Origin of the sequence: Proteiniphilum sp. UBA5384, assembly GCF_002410825.1 — a bacterium.
Taxonomy (GTDB): Bacteria; Bacteroidota; Bacteroidia; order Bacteroidales; family Dysgonomonadaceae; genus Proteiniphilum.
Map to the genome: position 1 here is coordinate 1 of NZ_DHOS01000010.1, position 15,626 is coordinate 15,626.

12 protein-coding genes are annotated in these 15,626 nt (G+C 42.9%); 8 read left to right on the plus strand and 4 right to left on the minus strand.

Going from position 1 to position 15,626, the window contains the following annotated elements; genetic code table 11:
- Positions 1-136: 136 nt before the first annotated feature.
- Both B4G81_RS02970 and B4G81_RS02975 read left to right on the plus strand, forming a co-directional pair.
- A complete protein-coding gene (locus B4G81_RS02970; protein ID WP_294079905.1) occupies positions 137-955 on the plus strand; it encodes an alpha/beta hydrolase in 819 nt (272 codons plus the stop codon).
- Between the two features lie 27 nt (positions 956-982).
- Positions 983-2,866 carry a PQQ-binding-like beta-propeller repeat protein gene (locus B4G81_RS02975; protein ID WP_294079907.1) on the plus strand — a complete coding sequence of 628 codons (1,884 nt, stop codon included), beginning with the start codon at positions 983-985 and terminating at the stop codon, positions 2,864-2,866.
- Here the strand turns inward: B4G81_RS02975 and B4G81_RS02980 are convergent.
- The 3 genes from B4G81_RS02980 to B4G81_RS02990 form a co-directional block, all read right to left on the minus strand.
- On the minus strand, positions 2,826-6,092 hold the full coding sequence (locus B4G81_RS02980; RefSeq protein WP_294079909.1) for a UvrD-helicase domain-containing protein: 3,267 nt from the start codon (positions 6,090-6,092) through the stop codon (positions 2,826-2,828). The genes B4G81_RS02975 and B4G81_RS02980 overlap by 41 nt on opposite strands.
- Complete coding sequence (locus B4G81_RS02985; RefSeq protein WP_294079911.1) at positions 6,070-6,408, minus strand: translation initiation factor; 339 nt, start codon at positions 6,406-6,408, stop codon at positions 6,070-6,072. The genes B4G81_RS02980 and B4G81_RS02985 overlap by 23 nt, the downstream gene beginning before the upstream one ends.
- A gap of 92 nt (positions 6,409-6,500) precedes the next feature.
- Positions 6,501-8,318, minus strand: coding sequence for a Na/Pi cotransporter family protein (locus tag B4G81_RS02990; RefSeq protein ID WP_294080419.1), 1,818 nt, complete (start codon positions 8,316-8,318; stop codon positions 6,501-6,503).
- Positions 8,319-8,544: 226 nt separating this feature from the next.
- Here B4G81_RS02990 and B4G81_RS02995 point away from each other — a divergent pair, with 226 nt between their 5' ends.
- From B4G81_RS02995 to B4G81_RS03020, 6 genes are all read left to right on the plus strand, one after another.
- Entirely contained in the window at positions 8,545-10,212 is a 1,668-nt protein-coding gene (locus B4G81_RS02995) for a nucleoside kinase (protein WP_294079913.1), read from the plus strand.
- A 115-nt stretch (positions 10,213-10,327) separates the two neighbouring features.
- Complete coding sequence (gene mnmE / locus B4G81_RS03000; protein ID WP_294079915.1) at positions 10,328-11,716, plus strand: tRNA uridine-5-carboxymethylaminomethyl(34) synthesis GTPase MnmE; 1,389 nt, start codon at positions 10,328-10,330, stop codon at positions 11,714-11,716.
- A gap of 85 nt (positions 11,717-11,801) precedes the next feature.
- Positions 11,802-11,957, plus strand: coding sequence for a hypothetical protein (locus tag B4G81_RS03005; RefSeq protein ID WP_294079917.1), 156 nt, complete (start codon positions 11,802-11,804; stop codon positions 11,955-11,957).
- Positions 11,958-12,273: 316 nt separating this feature from the next.
- Complete coding sequence (locus tag B4G81_RS03010; RefSeq protein WP_294079919.1) at positions 12,274-12,837, plus strand: hypothetical protein; 564 nt, start codon at positions 12,274-12,276, stop codon at positions 12,835-12,837.
- Between the two features lie 558 nt (positions 12,838-13,395).
- Positions 13,396-13,773, plus strand: a complete 378-nt coding sequence (locus B4G81_RS03015) for a DNA glycosylase AlkZ-like family protein (protein ID WP_294079921.1) — start codon at positions 13,396-13,398, stop codon at positions 13,771-13,773.
- Positions 13,774-13,902: 129 nt separating this feature from the next.
- The gene (locus tag B4G81_RS03020; protein WP_294079923.1) at positions 13,903-14,181 is read left to right on the plus strand and encodes a hypothetical protein; all 279 of its coding nucleotides are present in this window, start codon (positions 13,903-13,905) and stop codon (positions 14,179-14,181) included.
- Between the two features lie 187 nt (positions 14,182-14,368).
- On the opposite strand, the gene B4G81_RS03025 is transcribed toward B4G81_RS03020, so the two are convergent.
- A complete protein-coding gene (locus B4G81_RS03025; protein ID WP_294079925.1) occupies positions 14,369-15,619 on the minus strand; it encodes an MFS transporter in 1,251 nt (416 codons plus the stop codon).
- Positions 15,620-15,626: the final 7 nt, after the last annotated feature.

The following is a 15,626-nucleotide window of genomic DNA, read 5'->3' on the forward strand; positions in this document are numbered from 1 at the left end:
CAAAAGTACATGAAAATAAGAGTATTTCCAAGCGCGTGAAATAAAAATCAAGGCCACTTATACTTTTTCATGTACTTTTGGGAGCTATTCATATGCCGGTCCCGAGAAATCGGATTATTTTTATATAAATGAGACAATGAGAAAATTTACAGTTGTTTGTCTGGCACTTGCCTTTTCTACGGCGGGAGTTTTTTCCGCGACGGTTGATACGCTGAATGTGTTCAGTGAAAAAATGAATAAAAAGATCAAAGTGGTTGTTATCAAACCACAGACATATGGAGGAGAAAAAACTTTCCCCGTTCTTTATCTGTTGCACGGTTACGGTGGAAGGTATGATAACTGGCTTACGAAAGTTCCTCATATCAAAGAGTTATCGGACCAATATGAAATGATGATAGTATGCCCTGATGGAAGTATAGGTAGTTGGTATTTGGATAGTCCTGAAGATCAGGCTTCACAATATGAGACATTTATCTCGAAGGAATTGGTCGAAAATGTTGACAAGAACTACAAAACTGTTCCTTCCCGGGAAGGACGTGCCATTACGGGGTTAAGCATGGGAGGCCATGGAGGATTATATCTCGGTTTCCGGAATCAGTATATTTTTGGTGCGTGTGGAAGCATGAGCGGAGGAGTGGATATTCGCCCGTTTCCCAATAAATGGGATATATCCAAACGGATCGGCACTCAACGTGAATATCCTGAAAGGTGGGAAAAGAATACGGTCATGGGATTATTACATCTTTTGACGCCTGATGCATTGAAAATAATTATCGATTGCGGTACGGAAGATTTTTTCTTTGATGTAAATGAACGCCTTCATAATGAACTATTATATCGCAACATTCCTCACGATTATATAACGCGCCCGGGAGGCCATAATTGGGGATATTGGAGCAATGCAGTGAAATATCAGGTATTATTCTTCAATGAATATTTTAGATCTCGCCAATAAGTATTATTGCAATAAAGGATAAGAATTATGAAGAAATGGGTAATATCCCTTCTGGCGCTAGTTATCACTCTGCCGCTTTTCGCCCGGCCTTCAGTACCATTCAGATTTGCCCTCGTCACGGATATACATGTCAGTAGTCCTGCTAACATTGAAGATCTCCGCCGTACTGTGGAGGATATCAATTTGCTTCCTGATATTGCCTTCGTGATCGTGTCGGGAGATATCACTGAATTCGGTTCTTATGAGGAGCTTTATACGGCGAAAGAACTATTGGATAACTTGAGCATCCCTTATTATGCGATCCCCGGTAATCATGATGCTAACTGGTCGGAGAGTGGTACCAACGACTTCCTGCGGATATTCGGAAACGAAACGTTCGGGTTTGAATATAACGGTTACAAGTTCCTGGGATTGGCTTCGGGACCCAATATGCGGATGGGACCGGGACAAATTCCAAGGGAAAACCTCAACTGGTTCCTTGAAGAACTGAAAAAGACCGATACGGATATGCCTATTATTTATGTGAATCATTATCCCATGGATAACGGATTGAATAACTGGTTTGAAGTAATGGATGCGTTGAGGCCTCACAATGTGCAACTGATGTTGTGCGGGCACGGACATGTTAACCGGAGAATGAATTTTGAAGGAGTAAACGCAGCTATGTGCCGTTCCAATCTACGTGCCAAAGAAGAATACGGAGGATACACCGTTCTCACTATAAGCAGCGATTCAATCACCTTACAAGAACGAAAGTCTTCAGGCGTAACACTTTCTCCCTGGCTTACCTATCCGACCGGAGAACGGACGCAATGGGAGAGCAATCCTCCCCGTCCCGACTATTCATTTAACCGGAATCATCCTTATGTAACCGAAGTGTGGAGTGTACAGGAAAAAAGTGATATGGGGAGTGGTATGGCTTTGCAAAGAGATTTACTGGTCTATACCAATACATCCGGAGAAATCAAGGCGGTAAAAGCGAAAGATGGCAGTCCCGTCTGGAACTTTAAAACCGGCGGTAAGATTTATTCAACTCCCATTATATGTCACAACCGTGTGTGGGCCGCCTCTTCCGACTCCTATCTGTATGGTTTGGATCTGCTGGAGGGAAAAAAAGTGTTCCAACTGAAAAATAATAAAGCGGTAGTTTCTTCACCCGCCTGTTCAGAGAGTAAGGTGATGATTGCCGGTGGTGACGGTCACTGTCGGGCATGGGATATGTCGACCGGTGATCTTGTATGGCAATTCGATAGTGTGAAGAATTTTGTAGTGACCCGTCCTCTTGTGAAAGATGGAGTAATTTTCTTCGGGAGTTGGGGTAACGAGTTTTATGCTCTCGATATTGAAACCGGAAAACCGCGATGGATATGGAATAGCGGACACTCCAACCGGATGTTGTCACCGGCACAAGTGGTGCCCATAACCACACATGGACGGATTTATTTGGCTTCACCTGACAGGTATATGATAGTGCTGGAGGAAGTCACGGGAGAGGTGATATGGCGGTACAACGATCCGGAAAACAGGGTGCGTGAATCAATTGGTATATCGGAAGATGGTCATACCGTTTATGCCAAGACCATGGATGGAAATATCCTTGCTATTGATGCTACTGTTCCCGAAAGAAAAGTAAAATGGATATCTTCGGGAGAAGATATGGGCTATGAACTGACACCTACACCGGTGGTAGAAAAAGATGGAGTGGTATATGCTCCTACCGATAAAGGCTTGATTTATGCTTACCGCGCCTTGGATGGAGTATTTCTCTGGAGATATCGTATTTCAAATGGATTGATTAACATGATCTTACCGGCTGAAAATGGTGAATTGTATGTCTCTGCAATGGACGGCCGGTTAGTGAAGCTGCGGGTTATACCTGTACCACTTTCCCTGTCTTCACATAAAAAATGAATCCTTTCACGTTGGGAAAACCCATTTCCTGAATGGGTTTTACATATTGGCGTACCTGTCGGATATATTTAGATTCTTCCAGTTCCCCAAATTTATAATCGGCTATGATCACTTCATTGTCACCAATCATTATCCGGTCCGGCCGGTTAAAACCCGAAGTGGGATGCAAGAGTTGCGTTTCGGTTAATATTGTGTACTTGCCGGAATACCACTCCGAAACCCCGGGCTGCGATAACATTTCTGTTAGTTGGCGGATCGTATTATCTCTCTCTTCCTCTCCCAGTTCTCCTGTGGATATCTTTTGTTCTACCGCCTGGGAAATATCTGCCAGTGTTTTTACATTGCTGACAATGTCATGCATCATCCGTCCGTAATCGCGACTGCCATCATCACCGAAATATCCGATAGAATTGAAGCGCAGTTTGAGTCGGTCGTCAAAAGGGATCGATAGCCATCTACCCGTTTTACTGGTACCTGCATCGGACTTTGATCCTGATATTTGTAGGAGAGTTGGAATACCATACTCAAAAATAGATTCTACTTCTCCTTGGTTAAAATATTCATTCAGAGGGATATAATTTTCCCTGGCGGTGGAAGAGGACGTATTATCTCCAATGCTCCTCCATAGCAAATCGGCTACATTGGTAATGATTTCGGGCTTTCCGGGGATGGGGGCAAAGATGATAAGCCGATGTTTCGGACGGGTAAATGCTACATAAAGAAGGTTCAGATTATCGATATAGGTGAACCGTTTCTCTTCGAGATAGTTATTCCGGAAGATGGTGTTTTCCAATCCTTTGCCGTATTTCAATGGTGCTATACCCAAAGCATTAAACGGGGCCTGTTCCGGCTTACACCAGATGATATCGTTATGGTATGTATTGTGATCCATTCCCCAATTGACGAATGGCATGATTACGGCACCAAATCCCAATCCCTTTGATTTATGAATGGTGATTAGCCGGATGGCGTTCTGGTCTTCCGGTGAAAAAAGTGCTTTCCTGTGACCGGTCTCGTCCCACCAGTCCAAAAAGTCATTCAAATCTGCTGTAGCACTCTCCTTAAATTTGAGTACTATATCCAAAAAAGCCTGTACATAGGCATTCTCTTTCTCGCCCCCTGCTCCTGAAGTCATGGTGAAAAAGTGTTCCGTCATTTCGTAGAAGGGCATCGATCCTATTTCGTTAAGATGGCTTTTGATCTCGTCCGGAAAATCTCCTTGCGATTCTTCACGATAAAGCCGCAATGCCTCATCGGGTGAACACCCCCGCTGGTACCGGTAGAATTCATAGATCGCCATCATCCGGCGGGTATTATCCTGGGGATTGCGGAAATGACGCATCAATGCGATGACGGCCTTCACGCTCTGGGCACTGCGAACGAGGAGTGCTTCATTGGAAATAATATCATAACGATAGGGAGATTCGGGATGCTGTTCCTTGTATGATAGCAGTGTCTCTGCAACCAGTACCGCTTCGTGGTTCCAACGCACTACTATCGCGATATCCTTCAGTGTGAAGCCCTGGTCCTGCAATGCTTCTATCTCCTGTGGAAGTCGCTCCAATACTTCCGCTTTCCAATCCGATTCCTTATCGTCTTTTATAAAAGTGATCCTTACCTGTCCACCGCTGTCAGCTTTCGTTGCAGGAACCTGTTGATAGAGGTCGGCATAGGCATTCGTGATTTGCATGTCGTTACTACGACTGTTGTGATTACCTGTCTCTATTGGTTGATTGTCTTCTACCGATGCATTTAGATCGTTTTGTAGATTGATTGCAGCCTTTGTGAAAAGAGCATTGTTGAACTCCACTATATGGGCATCGCTTCGCCAATTAGTGTCCAGTATATGTTCCCGGATATTGTTGCTTTGGAAATCCTTTTTTATCTGCTCCTCGAGTAAGCGCCAGTCGGAGTTGCGAAAACGGTAAATACTCTGTTTCACATCACCTACGATAAGGTTTAGGTTTCCCGAGGCAAGGCTTTCCCGGATTAGCGGACGGAAATTTTCCCATTGCATACGAGAAGTATCCTGAAACTCATCGATCATATAGTGATAAACCCTCGTTCCCGTCTTCTCGTAAATAAAAGGAGCGTCGGTACCGGCAATAATATCATTCAATAATTCCGTCGTATCGGAGAGGAACAGGGTATTATTCTCCTGTTGCAGCTTCTGTAATCGCTGTTTGATATCGTTGAGGATACCCAGCGTATAGAAATTTCTGAGCAGCTGCTTTGCCGTCTGGTAATCCCTGTCGTTGTTGGAAAGGTGGATGATCTGCTTCACACAGTCGTTGAGGCCATCACTATATGCTGCTCGGATAGAGACCTCTTTCTCTTTATCACCGTACCATAAATCAATATTATCTGCCAGCGCGGTCAGGCGGTTAGAGGGCTTTTCTATACTTCCGCCCGCGAGCTTGGAAAATAACAGGAACCCGGAATTCCTTTTATGTTTGAAATCGTCGTACGACAAGCCATTCTGCTGCATAATGGCCATCGCCTTTATTCCTACCGCTTTTACTTCGTTCTCGTAACCTTTTTTTGTGCGTATAAGCATCTGTTTATAGGCTTCGAGTTGTTCCTTATTCTGGATGGTCGACCGTTCCTCATCTGTAAACGATTTATAAGTCTCGTTGAATAATTCCCTCGCCAGATCCAGTACCTGCTGTTCTATTTTCCAGCTTTTCCCTTCTTCTATATTATTTTGCATGAACCGGAGGAGCCATTCCGCCAACATTTTATTTTCGGGTTTGTCCAACTCCGACAGCATCAGGTCGATAGTTTCAGTCAATAAGGATGTCTCATCCAACTCGATATTATATCCGCCGGCCAATCCGGTTTCGCGGGCAAAGGAACGCATGGTCTGCTGGAAAAAGCGGTCAATCGTACTGATAGAGAAAGAAGAATAGTCATGCAGGATGGTTTCCAATATGTTTTTTGCTTTGGTACGGACTTCTTCGGTACTCCTGGCGAAATCCTCCTTTAAGTCTGCCAGATAAGGGGAGTCGGAACCCGAAGCAAGACGATGCAGTTCTTCTATGATACGCGATTTCATTTCATCGGTCGCCTTGTTGGTAAAGGTTACAGCCAGAATATGCCTGTGGTTGTTTGGCGCCGAAAAAAGCAAACGAAGATATTCACCTGTCAGACGGTGTGTTTTGCCCGATCCGGCAGATGCTTTGATTACCTGTAAATGCCTGTTGTCAGATGATGCGTGATTTGGCATATCCCTCCTTCTGCAAGATGGCCAGTAACTTCTCGCGATGGTCGCCCTGTATAATAATCTCTCCTTCTTTTGCCGATCCACCTACGCCGCATTTGGTTTTTAATATACGCCCTAATTCTTCCAGATCGTCGTCACTTCCGATAAACCCGGTAACAAGTGTTACGGCCTTTCCTTTACGGTTGCGTTTGTCGAGACTGATGCGAAGCAACTGTTTTTCTTTTGGTTGTGTACTCTTTTTTTCTTGCTCCTCTTCCTGGTAGTGGTAATCGGGATTGGTAGAATAAACAATATCTAGTCTTTTTTTCCAGTCGTTCATAATGTCACGGAATTTACAGGTCCTTTTCCTATACAATTTGGCAAATGAATAAATTCTAATGCATGCCGGCCTACGAAGATACGATTTTTCCTTTAATTATGCTTTACCTCTAATGATTCAACCACGTTCATGATATAATCCCCCATGCGTTCGCATTCCGAGATAATGTCCATATAAAAGACGCTATTTTGATAGGAATAGAGATTCTGGTTTAAACTCTCCACATTTTCACGTTTCAGGAGGTTTCGCTTTTCGTTGATGCTGTTTTCTATGTGTTTGCTTTCTACCAGCTCCGATTCTGTAATTTTTTGATTCTTGAGCAATGACTGCATATTTTCAAACGCTTTATCCAATAAATCATACATGCTGTTGATATTGTCGATAATGATTTTTTCGAAAACAACATCTGCTTCCATTTTCCGTTTCAAATGCCGCGCTATATTGCAACTTGAATCGGCAATACTTTCTATTTCCGTCACGCCGCGCAGGATAGAGCGCACACGTTCCTTACTCTGGTTACTCAATCTTCCCTCGGAGACTTTTCCCAGATAGGAACCAATCTCTACCTCCATCCGGTCACAGATATCTTCATATTTCTCAGTACGGGTATATAGTTTGAGAAATTTTTTATCGTGATGATCCATATTTGTGGATTTCTTCACAAACCCAAACATTTTCTTTACGCGTTGTGCATACACTTCCATCTCCTTTTCCGCCTGAAGGATGGAAAGTTCAGCTGTAGATGCCATTCCTGTAGAAATATACTGAAGTCCGAATTCCTCATCGTCTTCTTCACCCTTTCTGGGCCTTATGACGACAAGGCATATCTTTTCGTAGAATTTCACGAACCATACCATGATAAGTACATTACAAATGTTGTAAAGCGTATGGAATAACGTTAAACCATAAGAGGTAGAGGACTGATAACTCAGGTATTGATCCTGCAACGTGGCCAATGCGGGGGAGAGTTCAGACCTGGAGAGAGTGGTTATCTGCGTATATTCATCCGGAGAAAGCGAGTCTATAAATGAGATCATTCCGCTGGGATAGAAGGAGGTGATGTTTCCAATGACATTGTCTACAAAATTCAAAAAATAATTGAAAACGAAGATCAACCAGACTAATCCCAGTATATTGAATATGAAGTGGGCAAAGGCGGCTCGTTTGGCTGATATATTGGCCGGAATAGCGGCAAGATTGGCGGTGAGTGTCGTACCAAGATTCTCCCCCATCACCATCGCGGCGGCACTGGGGAAATCGATCCATCCTTTTGCTGCCATAATCAAAGTGAGCGCGATGGTAGCAGCCGATGACTGGACGATGACCGTCAATATGGTACCCACAAGCAGGAAGAAGAGAACCGATGCAATCCCCCTTCCGGTAAAATTCTGCAGGAACGCCAATACCCCGGGGTTATTCTGCAGGTCGGGCATGGAGTGTTGCAGGAAATCAAGCCCCATAAAAAGAAAGGCAAATCCGAAAATGAATTCGCCTATCGATTTATTGTTGTTCTTTGAAGAGAAAATAAGTGGGAGTGCAAGTCCCATCAATGGTATTGATAGCGTGCTGATCGACAATTTTCCGAATCCGAAAAAAGCGATTATCCATGCGGTGAGAGTCGTTCCGATATTTGCTCCCATAATTACGCTGATGGATTGTGCCAAACTTAGCAATCCGGCGTTTACAAAACTGACGACCATTACGGTCGTGGCCGTAGAGGACTGGATGAGGGCAGTGACTAAAAGGCCGGTCAACACGCCTGTTGCACGGTTTTTTGTCATCGCTGACAAGATATTCCGGAGTTTATTTCCGGCAAGTTTTTGAAGGCTCTCGCTCATTGTTTTCATGCCATATAAAAACAGAGCCATTGCGCCTAAGAGCTTTAAAAAATCAAAAAAACTATACTCCATGTACGAAAAATAGCGTATATTAGCGTGCAAAATATTTTCGTGTGCAAATATAGTGAAAGCCGAGAGAAAAGCCAAACTTGATTGAACTATTTCGTTAAGAGAGTGCAGAACGAGTTTACTCGTTTTACCGAACGCAGAAATAGTCTAACTTGTTGAACATTTCCGAGGTGCATTCTATATTCTTTAAATATAGTGAAAGCCGAGGGAAAAACTAAAAATTAAAAATATGTCAGATACGGTAAATGTACATTGTCTTAACACGGGTGAATATAAAGATGTGAAAATCGGCTCTTCGTTGGAAGAGCTTATTGATGTTTTTGGAGTTATATCTCCTTATTTGATCACGAATGCAAAAGTAAATAATAAGACAGAGTCGTTATCCTACCGGATATACCGTCCCAAAACAATAGAGTATGCGAACCTCACTCACTCTTCGGCCATGCGCACTTATGTGCGGTCGCTCTGTTTTATTCTCGCCAAGGCAGTAAATGACACCTTACCACACGCTGAAACCTATATTGAGCATGCCGTAGCCAAAGGTTATTATTTTCAGATAGAAGCGGAGGTCCCGGTCGGCAAGCCGGAACTGGATGCTATCCGTAAAAGGATGCAGGAGATCGTGGATGCCGATATTCCTTTTGTGCAAGTGGAAGAGGAGACGGTGAAAGTTGTGAAACTATTTCGGGAAAAGGGTATGGAAGATAAAGCCCGTTTACTCGAAACATCCGATTTTCTTTATGCCCGCTATTCTAAGTTGGAAGAGTATATCGACTATTTCTACGGTAGCCTGACACCTTCTACCGGATACATCAAACTATTCGATATCCAGCCGCATAACGGGGGGTATCTCCTAAGGGTTCCTAAACGCGAAAATCCGGTGGAATTGGAGCCTGAAATACAACAGGAGAAATTACTGAATGTATACCGCGAGCATATTCAATTTTTGAAGATAAGCGGCCTGGATAATGTCGGGGATCTGAATCGGGCAAAACAGGCCGATCGTATGTCAGATGTGATTCAGGTGGCGGAGGCTTATCAGGCTAAACAGATCTCCGAGATTGCCGAAGAGATTACCCGCGGATTCAGGGAGGGCGTGCGTGTCGTACTGATATCGGGACCCTCTTCTTCGGGGAAGACCACTTTCCGTAAACGGCTCGAAGTGCAACTGCTGGTGAATCTGCTGAAGCCGCTGGGTATTTCCCTGGACGATTATTTTGTGAACAGGGATCAGACACCATTGGATGAAAAGGGGGAGAAAGACTATGAATCGCTCTATGCGCTTGATCGGGCATTATTCGAACAGCATATGCTTGCGCTTATGGCGGGGGAGGAGATTGAACTGCCATCTTACAATTTTATGACAGGTAAGCGTGAATACAAGAAAAACTATCTGAAGATGGAAGAAAACAGTATCCTGATCGTGGAGGGAATACATGGTTTGAATCCGGAATTGACAGCCCATATTCCACGCGAAAAGAAGTTTATGGTCTATGTCTCTGCACTGACTACTATCTCTCTGGACGATCATAACTGGATACCTGCTTCTGATAACCGGCTCATTCGCCGTATCGTGCGTGACTACCGTTACAGGGGCTATTCAGCTGAAGAAACAATCTCCCGTTGGGATAGTGTCAGGCATGGGGAAGATAAATGGATATTCCCTTATCAGGAAAATGCCGATGTAATGTTCAATTCGGCTATGATTTATGAGTTGGCCGCCATCCGGCGTCATGCCGAACCGATCCTGCAGCGGGTACCACGGACTGTGCCGGAATATTCCGAAGCATACCGCCTACTCAAATTTTTAGGATATTTCAATTATATCACCGACCGTGAGTTGCCGCCGACTTCTTTACTCAGGGAATTTGTGGGGGGAAGCAGTTTTAGATATTAGTGTGATGAGTGTGCCAATGTGCCAATGGTTAGATGGCGAGGTGCCTAAGGATGGGATAGATTTATTATGTTATTAGATAAGAGTCCAGTCCCCTGATCCGTACAGGGGCATAAATATGATAGAAGATATAATTTGTGCGATATCTACTCCTCCCGGTATGGGAGCGATAGCTGTTATTCGCCTTTCAGGCGAAGGTAGTTGTGCTTTAACTGATAGGATTTTTCATTCTCCTTCCGGGAGGAAACTGAATGAAGTAGCAGCCAATACCGTTCACTTCGGAAAGATTATGGCGGAGGACGAGGTGTTGGATGAAGTGCTGGTCACTGTCTTCCGTGCTCCCCATTCTTTTACGGGTGAGGAGAGTGTGGAAATATCGTGTCACGGGTCGGTCTATATTCAGCAGAGGATTATGGAGTTGTTGTTGGCTCATGGTGCGCGGTTGGCAGGAGCCGGCGAATTTACCCGTCGTGCTTTTCGTAACGGGAAATTCGACTTAAGCCAGGCCGAGGCGGTGGCTGATCTGATATCCTCCTCTTCGCGTGCTTCACATAGAGTTGCGATGAACCAGATGCGGGGTGGCTTTGCCAAAAAACTCTCTGATCTGCGTGATAAGTTATTACAGTTTGTTTCGTTGATCGAGTTGGAACTCGATTTCTCCGAAGAAGATGTGGAGTTTGCCAACAGGCAGCAACTCTACTTGTTAACACAAGAAATCGAGAGTGAAATAGGTAAACTTGTCAGTTCTTTCCGGTTGGGGAATGCTATCAAAAACGGTATCCCGGTCGCTATTATCGGCGAGACGAATGCCGGTAAGTCCACCTTACTGAACCTGTTGTTGAACGAAGAGAAAGCCATCGTCAGCGACATTCATGGCACTACGCGTGATGTGATCGAAGACACCATGAATATCGGAGGTGTCACCTTCCGGTTTATCGATACGGCAGGTATCCGCCAGACTTCAGATACCATTGAGACGATGGGAATCGAGCGTACTTTCCGAAAAATAGAACAAGCCTCCATCGTGCTGTGGATGATCGACTTGACCACACCGCGTAAAAAAATAGAATCACTGGCAGAGTCCATCGTCCCAAAAATAAAAGAGAAACATCTTATCCTGCTCTTTAACAAAGCCGACCTGATATCCGGAGAAGAACGGACAGAGAAGAAAAATATCCTTCCGGGGGTAGGAGATGACAGGCTCTTTATTTCTGCCAGGCAGCAGTACAATACCGGTCGGTTGCAGGAGTTGTTGGTCGAAGCTGCCGCCATTCCCGCCATTAGTGAAGAAGATGTAGTTGTGACCAACCTGCGTCATTATGAAGCCCTTACCAAAGCCCTTGAAGCCATCCTCCGTGTAAAGGAAGGATTGGAGATCGGCATCACTCACGATTTCCTCTCCCAGGATATCCGGGAGTGCATGTTCCATCTTGGCGAAATCACCGGTCAGATATCTACTGATGAAATACTGGGTAATATATTTTCGAAATTCTGCATCGGGAAGTGAGGTGCGGAAAATAAAAGCAAATATAAGTTGCGAAAAACACTGATGATCAACACTTAATTAAGTATGATGCCTTTGCGGATTTTTGATGATTCAAAGTTACCGATTACATCAACAACTCCGACAAGATTATGAACCATACAAAGCACAGGAGGAACTGAACACCATTAACAAATACTTCCCGATGATGCAGGAGCAAATAGGATTGACGTTCGACTCTATCCGTGCGTTACTATTTGGCTAAACCCTTTCGGGCGATTCTGCGAAATTCTATTCACCTGACCACCCCCAACAACTTTATCTTTCTCTCAACGGAAAGAATATCTTTGATCGGTTCAAAGAGCAATTCTCACGCTTGAAGCAAACCATAAAACCCAGAATCACTCCTCCATCGAAGTCGGAAGTAAACAATAACAAAGGTTTCAAAAGGTAATTGTTGCTACGTCTCAAATATTTAGTATTTTTGGCGTCATAATAGGATGTCCCGTAATGAGCACCTATCATAGTGAGCACTAATACGTAAATTACCAATAAGGCTAAAACGACAGACAACATAAAAAATGGATTACGACTTTTTCGCAGACAAAGCAGACAAATTGGAAATTCTTGAATTCATTTTCAAGGAAACAGACCTGCTCGTTTACGACTCAGGTTCTGCATACGGACAAGAGATTTGTCAATACAAAACTGTTGACGAAATATACTCAAAGTTTGACCTTGACAACGGAGGCAAATTTGCTGTTACATTTCAACTTTGGACTCCACGACATAAAGGCAAACCACTATTCAGAAAAATTGACCTTGACCCTAAGTATTGTAACGGGCACACTTTTCGTTATTCAACAGATGGTTGGGGACTAATACAGCTATATTTCGGTGGACTTAAAGACAACGAACTTAATCTATCGCACATCGGACATTTTAACGAGAAAGGAGCATTGAAATGGGAAGATACAAATAAAGTAAATGGACTTGTAAGTTTGTGGGATTGGGCAGAAATTCAAGCAACATCAAGGAAATTAAAATCCCATATCCATAATAAACTTGCGACAAGAAAAATCGGGAGTTTTGGAGTTTTATCTGGTGCCGACAAACTTGAAAAACAAGGAATAAAACTAAGATGAAAAGACAACAGAAAGACCAGCTGGTAACAGTTAGAGGTAGTTCGATTGACCCGAAGTTATCTCCCGCGCCTATGTCGGTTATTTCCCAGTATAGCACTGCAAAACGCTGAAATACGCACGGTTACTAACTAGTTACCTCTAAATTTTAACAACTCTGATAAAGGTTTATTCTTCAATCGGTTAAGTCAAACCGATGATAATCTAAAATAAAAATATCATGAATACCTTAGAGTTAGAATGGAATAAATTAAAAAAGGCATATATTATTGGGATGGCTCGTGGAGGGATTATATGTATTGGATACTGATATCAATGATTGGAGAAAATGGATTGATTATGTAAATCACAATTATCTTATTAGTTGGTACAATGGCAAGACAGGAATGGAGGAATCTAAAATTAATTTTGATGTAGTAAATGGTTACTTGAGTGAAGATCATGACCTCTGTTCTAATTCTAAAATATTTATTGGCAAAATTCAACTCAATTGTTATTTCTTCTCTAATACAGAAATTGAAAACGATATTGACCCTAGGGAAATTAAATCTATCACAGATCATGAGAAAATCATCAAATATACGACTGACCAGTCGACAACTATCAGAGCAACAGCAGAATTCCCCTGAAAAATTAGTTTCATGGATGGGAGCAATGCAAGCCCAAGACTTCAACATGGCAAAGTGGGCTATTGCAATAAGGCTAAACTCTTATACAGAGCAAGAGATAGAAGAAGCTTTCAATCGTGGAGATTTTCTTCGAACACATATAATGCGTCCAACATGGCATTTCGTTTCTTCGGAGGATATTAGATGGCTACTGAAACTGACAGGAGGGCGAATTCAATCCGCGTGGAAATATGCAAAAGATTTGAAGATTGAAGAACAAGAATTAATGAAGTGCTATCGATTATTAGAGCACACTATTTATAGCAACTGAACACATTGAAATACCCAATTCCTATATTCGCATTACCTCATATTTGTTTTTTGATTTAGGTAAATTCATGGAAATCTATCAAGATGATTTAATGAAGAAAATAGAAGTTACTAGATTGAATACAAATTTATGAATATGAACCTCAAATCTAAACTCTCCCAACGCATTAGTATGGATGACATTCATGAAATAACGTATCTGACACAAGGGAATGAGGTGAAAAAGCAGGAGCTGTACGACTTGCTCTTTGATGATGACAACCAAATAGCTTATCAAGCTGCTTGGGTAATGAATCATTATTTTTTATGGGAAAACAGATGGTTATACAATAAACAAGATGAACTGATTGATCAAGCAATGATCTGTCAACATACAGGAAGACGGCGACTAATCCTCTCTCTGTTATAAAGACAACCCTTAGCCAATCCTCCACGAGTGGATTTTCTTGATTTCTGCTTGGAACGTATGATTTCGAAAAAAGAGCCGGCGGGAGTACAATCTCTTTGTATGAAATTGGCTTAAAGAGAAATAACGTTACTTTATCACCGTACTTTTGAACGTTTACGGGAGATTTTAATGGTTTTGAAGGATATCATTATTTTCTGCTCTTCCCCGTTTCAATATTTGGCAGGAAAGCTGTTATTATTCCGATTAGGGGCAAGTAAGCACAAATATTGAACACAAATTCAATATTTGTCTTATCTGCCAACCACCCCCAAAACGCGGAGGCTATGCCTCCCATCCCGAAGGCCAGTCCAAAGAATAATCCCGCGATCATACCTACTCTTCCCGGAACAAGATCGGTAGCATATACCAGTATAGCCGAAAAGGCAGATGAAAGAATCAAACCTACAAATACGGCAAGGACAATGGTCGCCCAAAGACCAACGTGAGGCATTAAAAGCGCAAAAGGAGCTGTCCCAAGAATTGAAAACCAGATAATGTATTTTCTGCCAAAACGGTCTCCTAATGGTCCGCCGGCAACTGTACCGACTGCTACAGCGGCAAGAAAAATGAACAGGTATAACTGCGAGTGTTGTACGGAGACATTGAATTTTTCAATCAGGAAGAAAGTGAAATAACTTGTCATGCTTGCCATATAAAAGTACTTGGAGAAAACCAGGAAGAATAGGATGATTAATGATCCGATTACCTTTTTTCGGGGGAATGTATTGGCTTTTTCCGTTTGTGTATTTCCCCGGGCCGTCGGTTTTATGTGCAGGTGAGCCTTGTACCATTTCCCGACCCGCAGGAGGATAAGGATTGCCAGTAAAGCAGCCAATGTGAACCATTTAATGGCGGGTTGTCCAAAAGGCAAGACGATCAATGCGGCTAGTAGAGGCCCCAGGGAGCTCCCAAAATTTCCTCCTACCTGAAAAATGGATTGTGCAAGGCCTTTTCTTCCTCCTGAAGCCAGTTGTGCCACTTTGGATGATTCCGGATGAAAGACCGATGAACCGATGCCCACAAGTGTAACAGCAAGGAGGAAGGTGTGAAAACCGGAGGCCATCGACAAGACGATCAGTCCCACCAGTGTAAAACTCATTCCAATAGAAAGAGAAAATGGTTTTGGATGTTTGTCTGTATAAAATCCTATGAAAGGTTGTAATACCGACGAAGCAAATTGGTATGTAAGCGTGATGATCCCTATCTGCGTAAATGAAAAATTAAATTTCTCTTTGATAATAGGATATACGGCAGGAATCACCGATTGCATCATATCGTTTAGCAGATGTGCAAAACTGATTGTAAATAAAATGGTATAAATCGTTTTTTGATATATCACTTCTGACTGCACACTACTTGCCGGCTTTTGTCTTTCCTCCGTTTCTGTATATGAATCCATTGTTGAG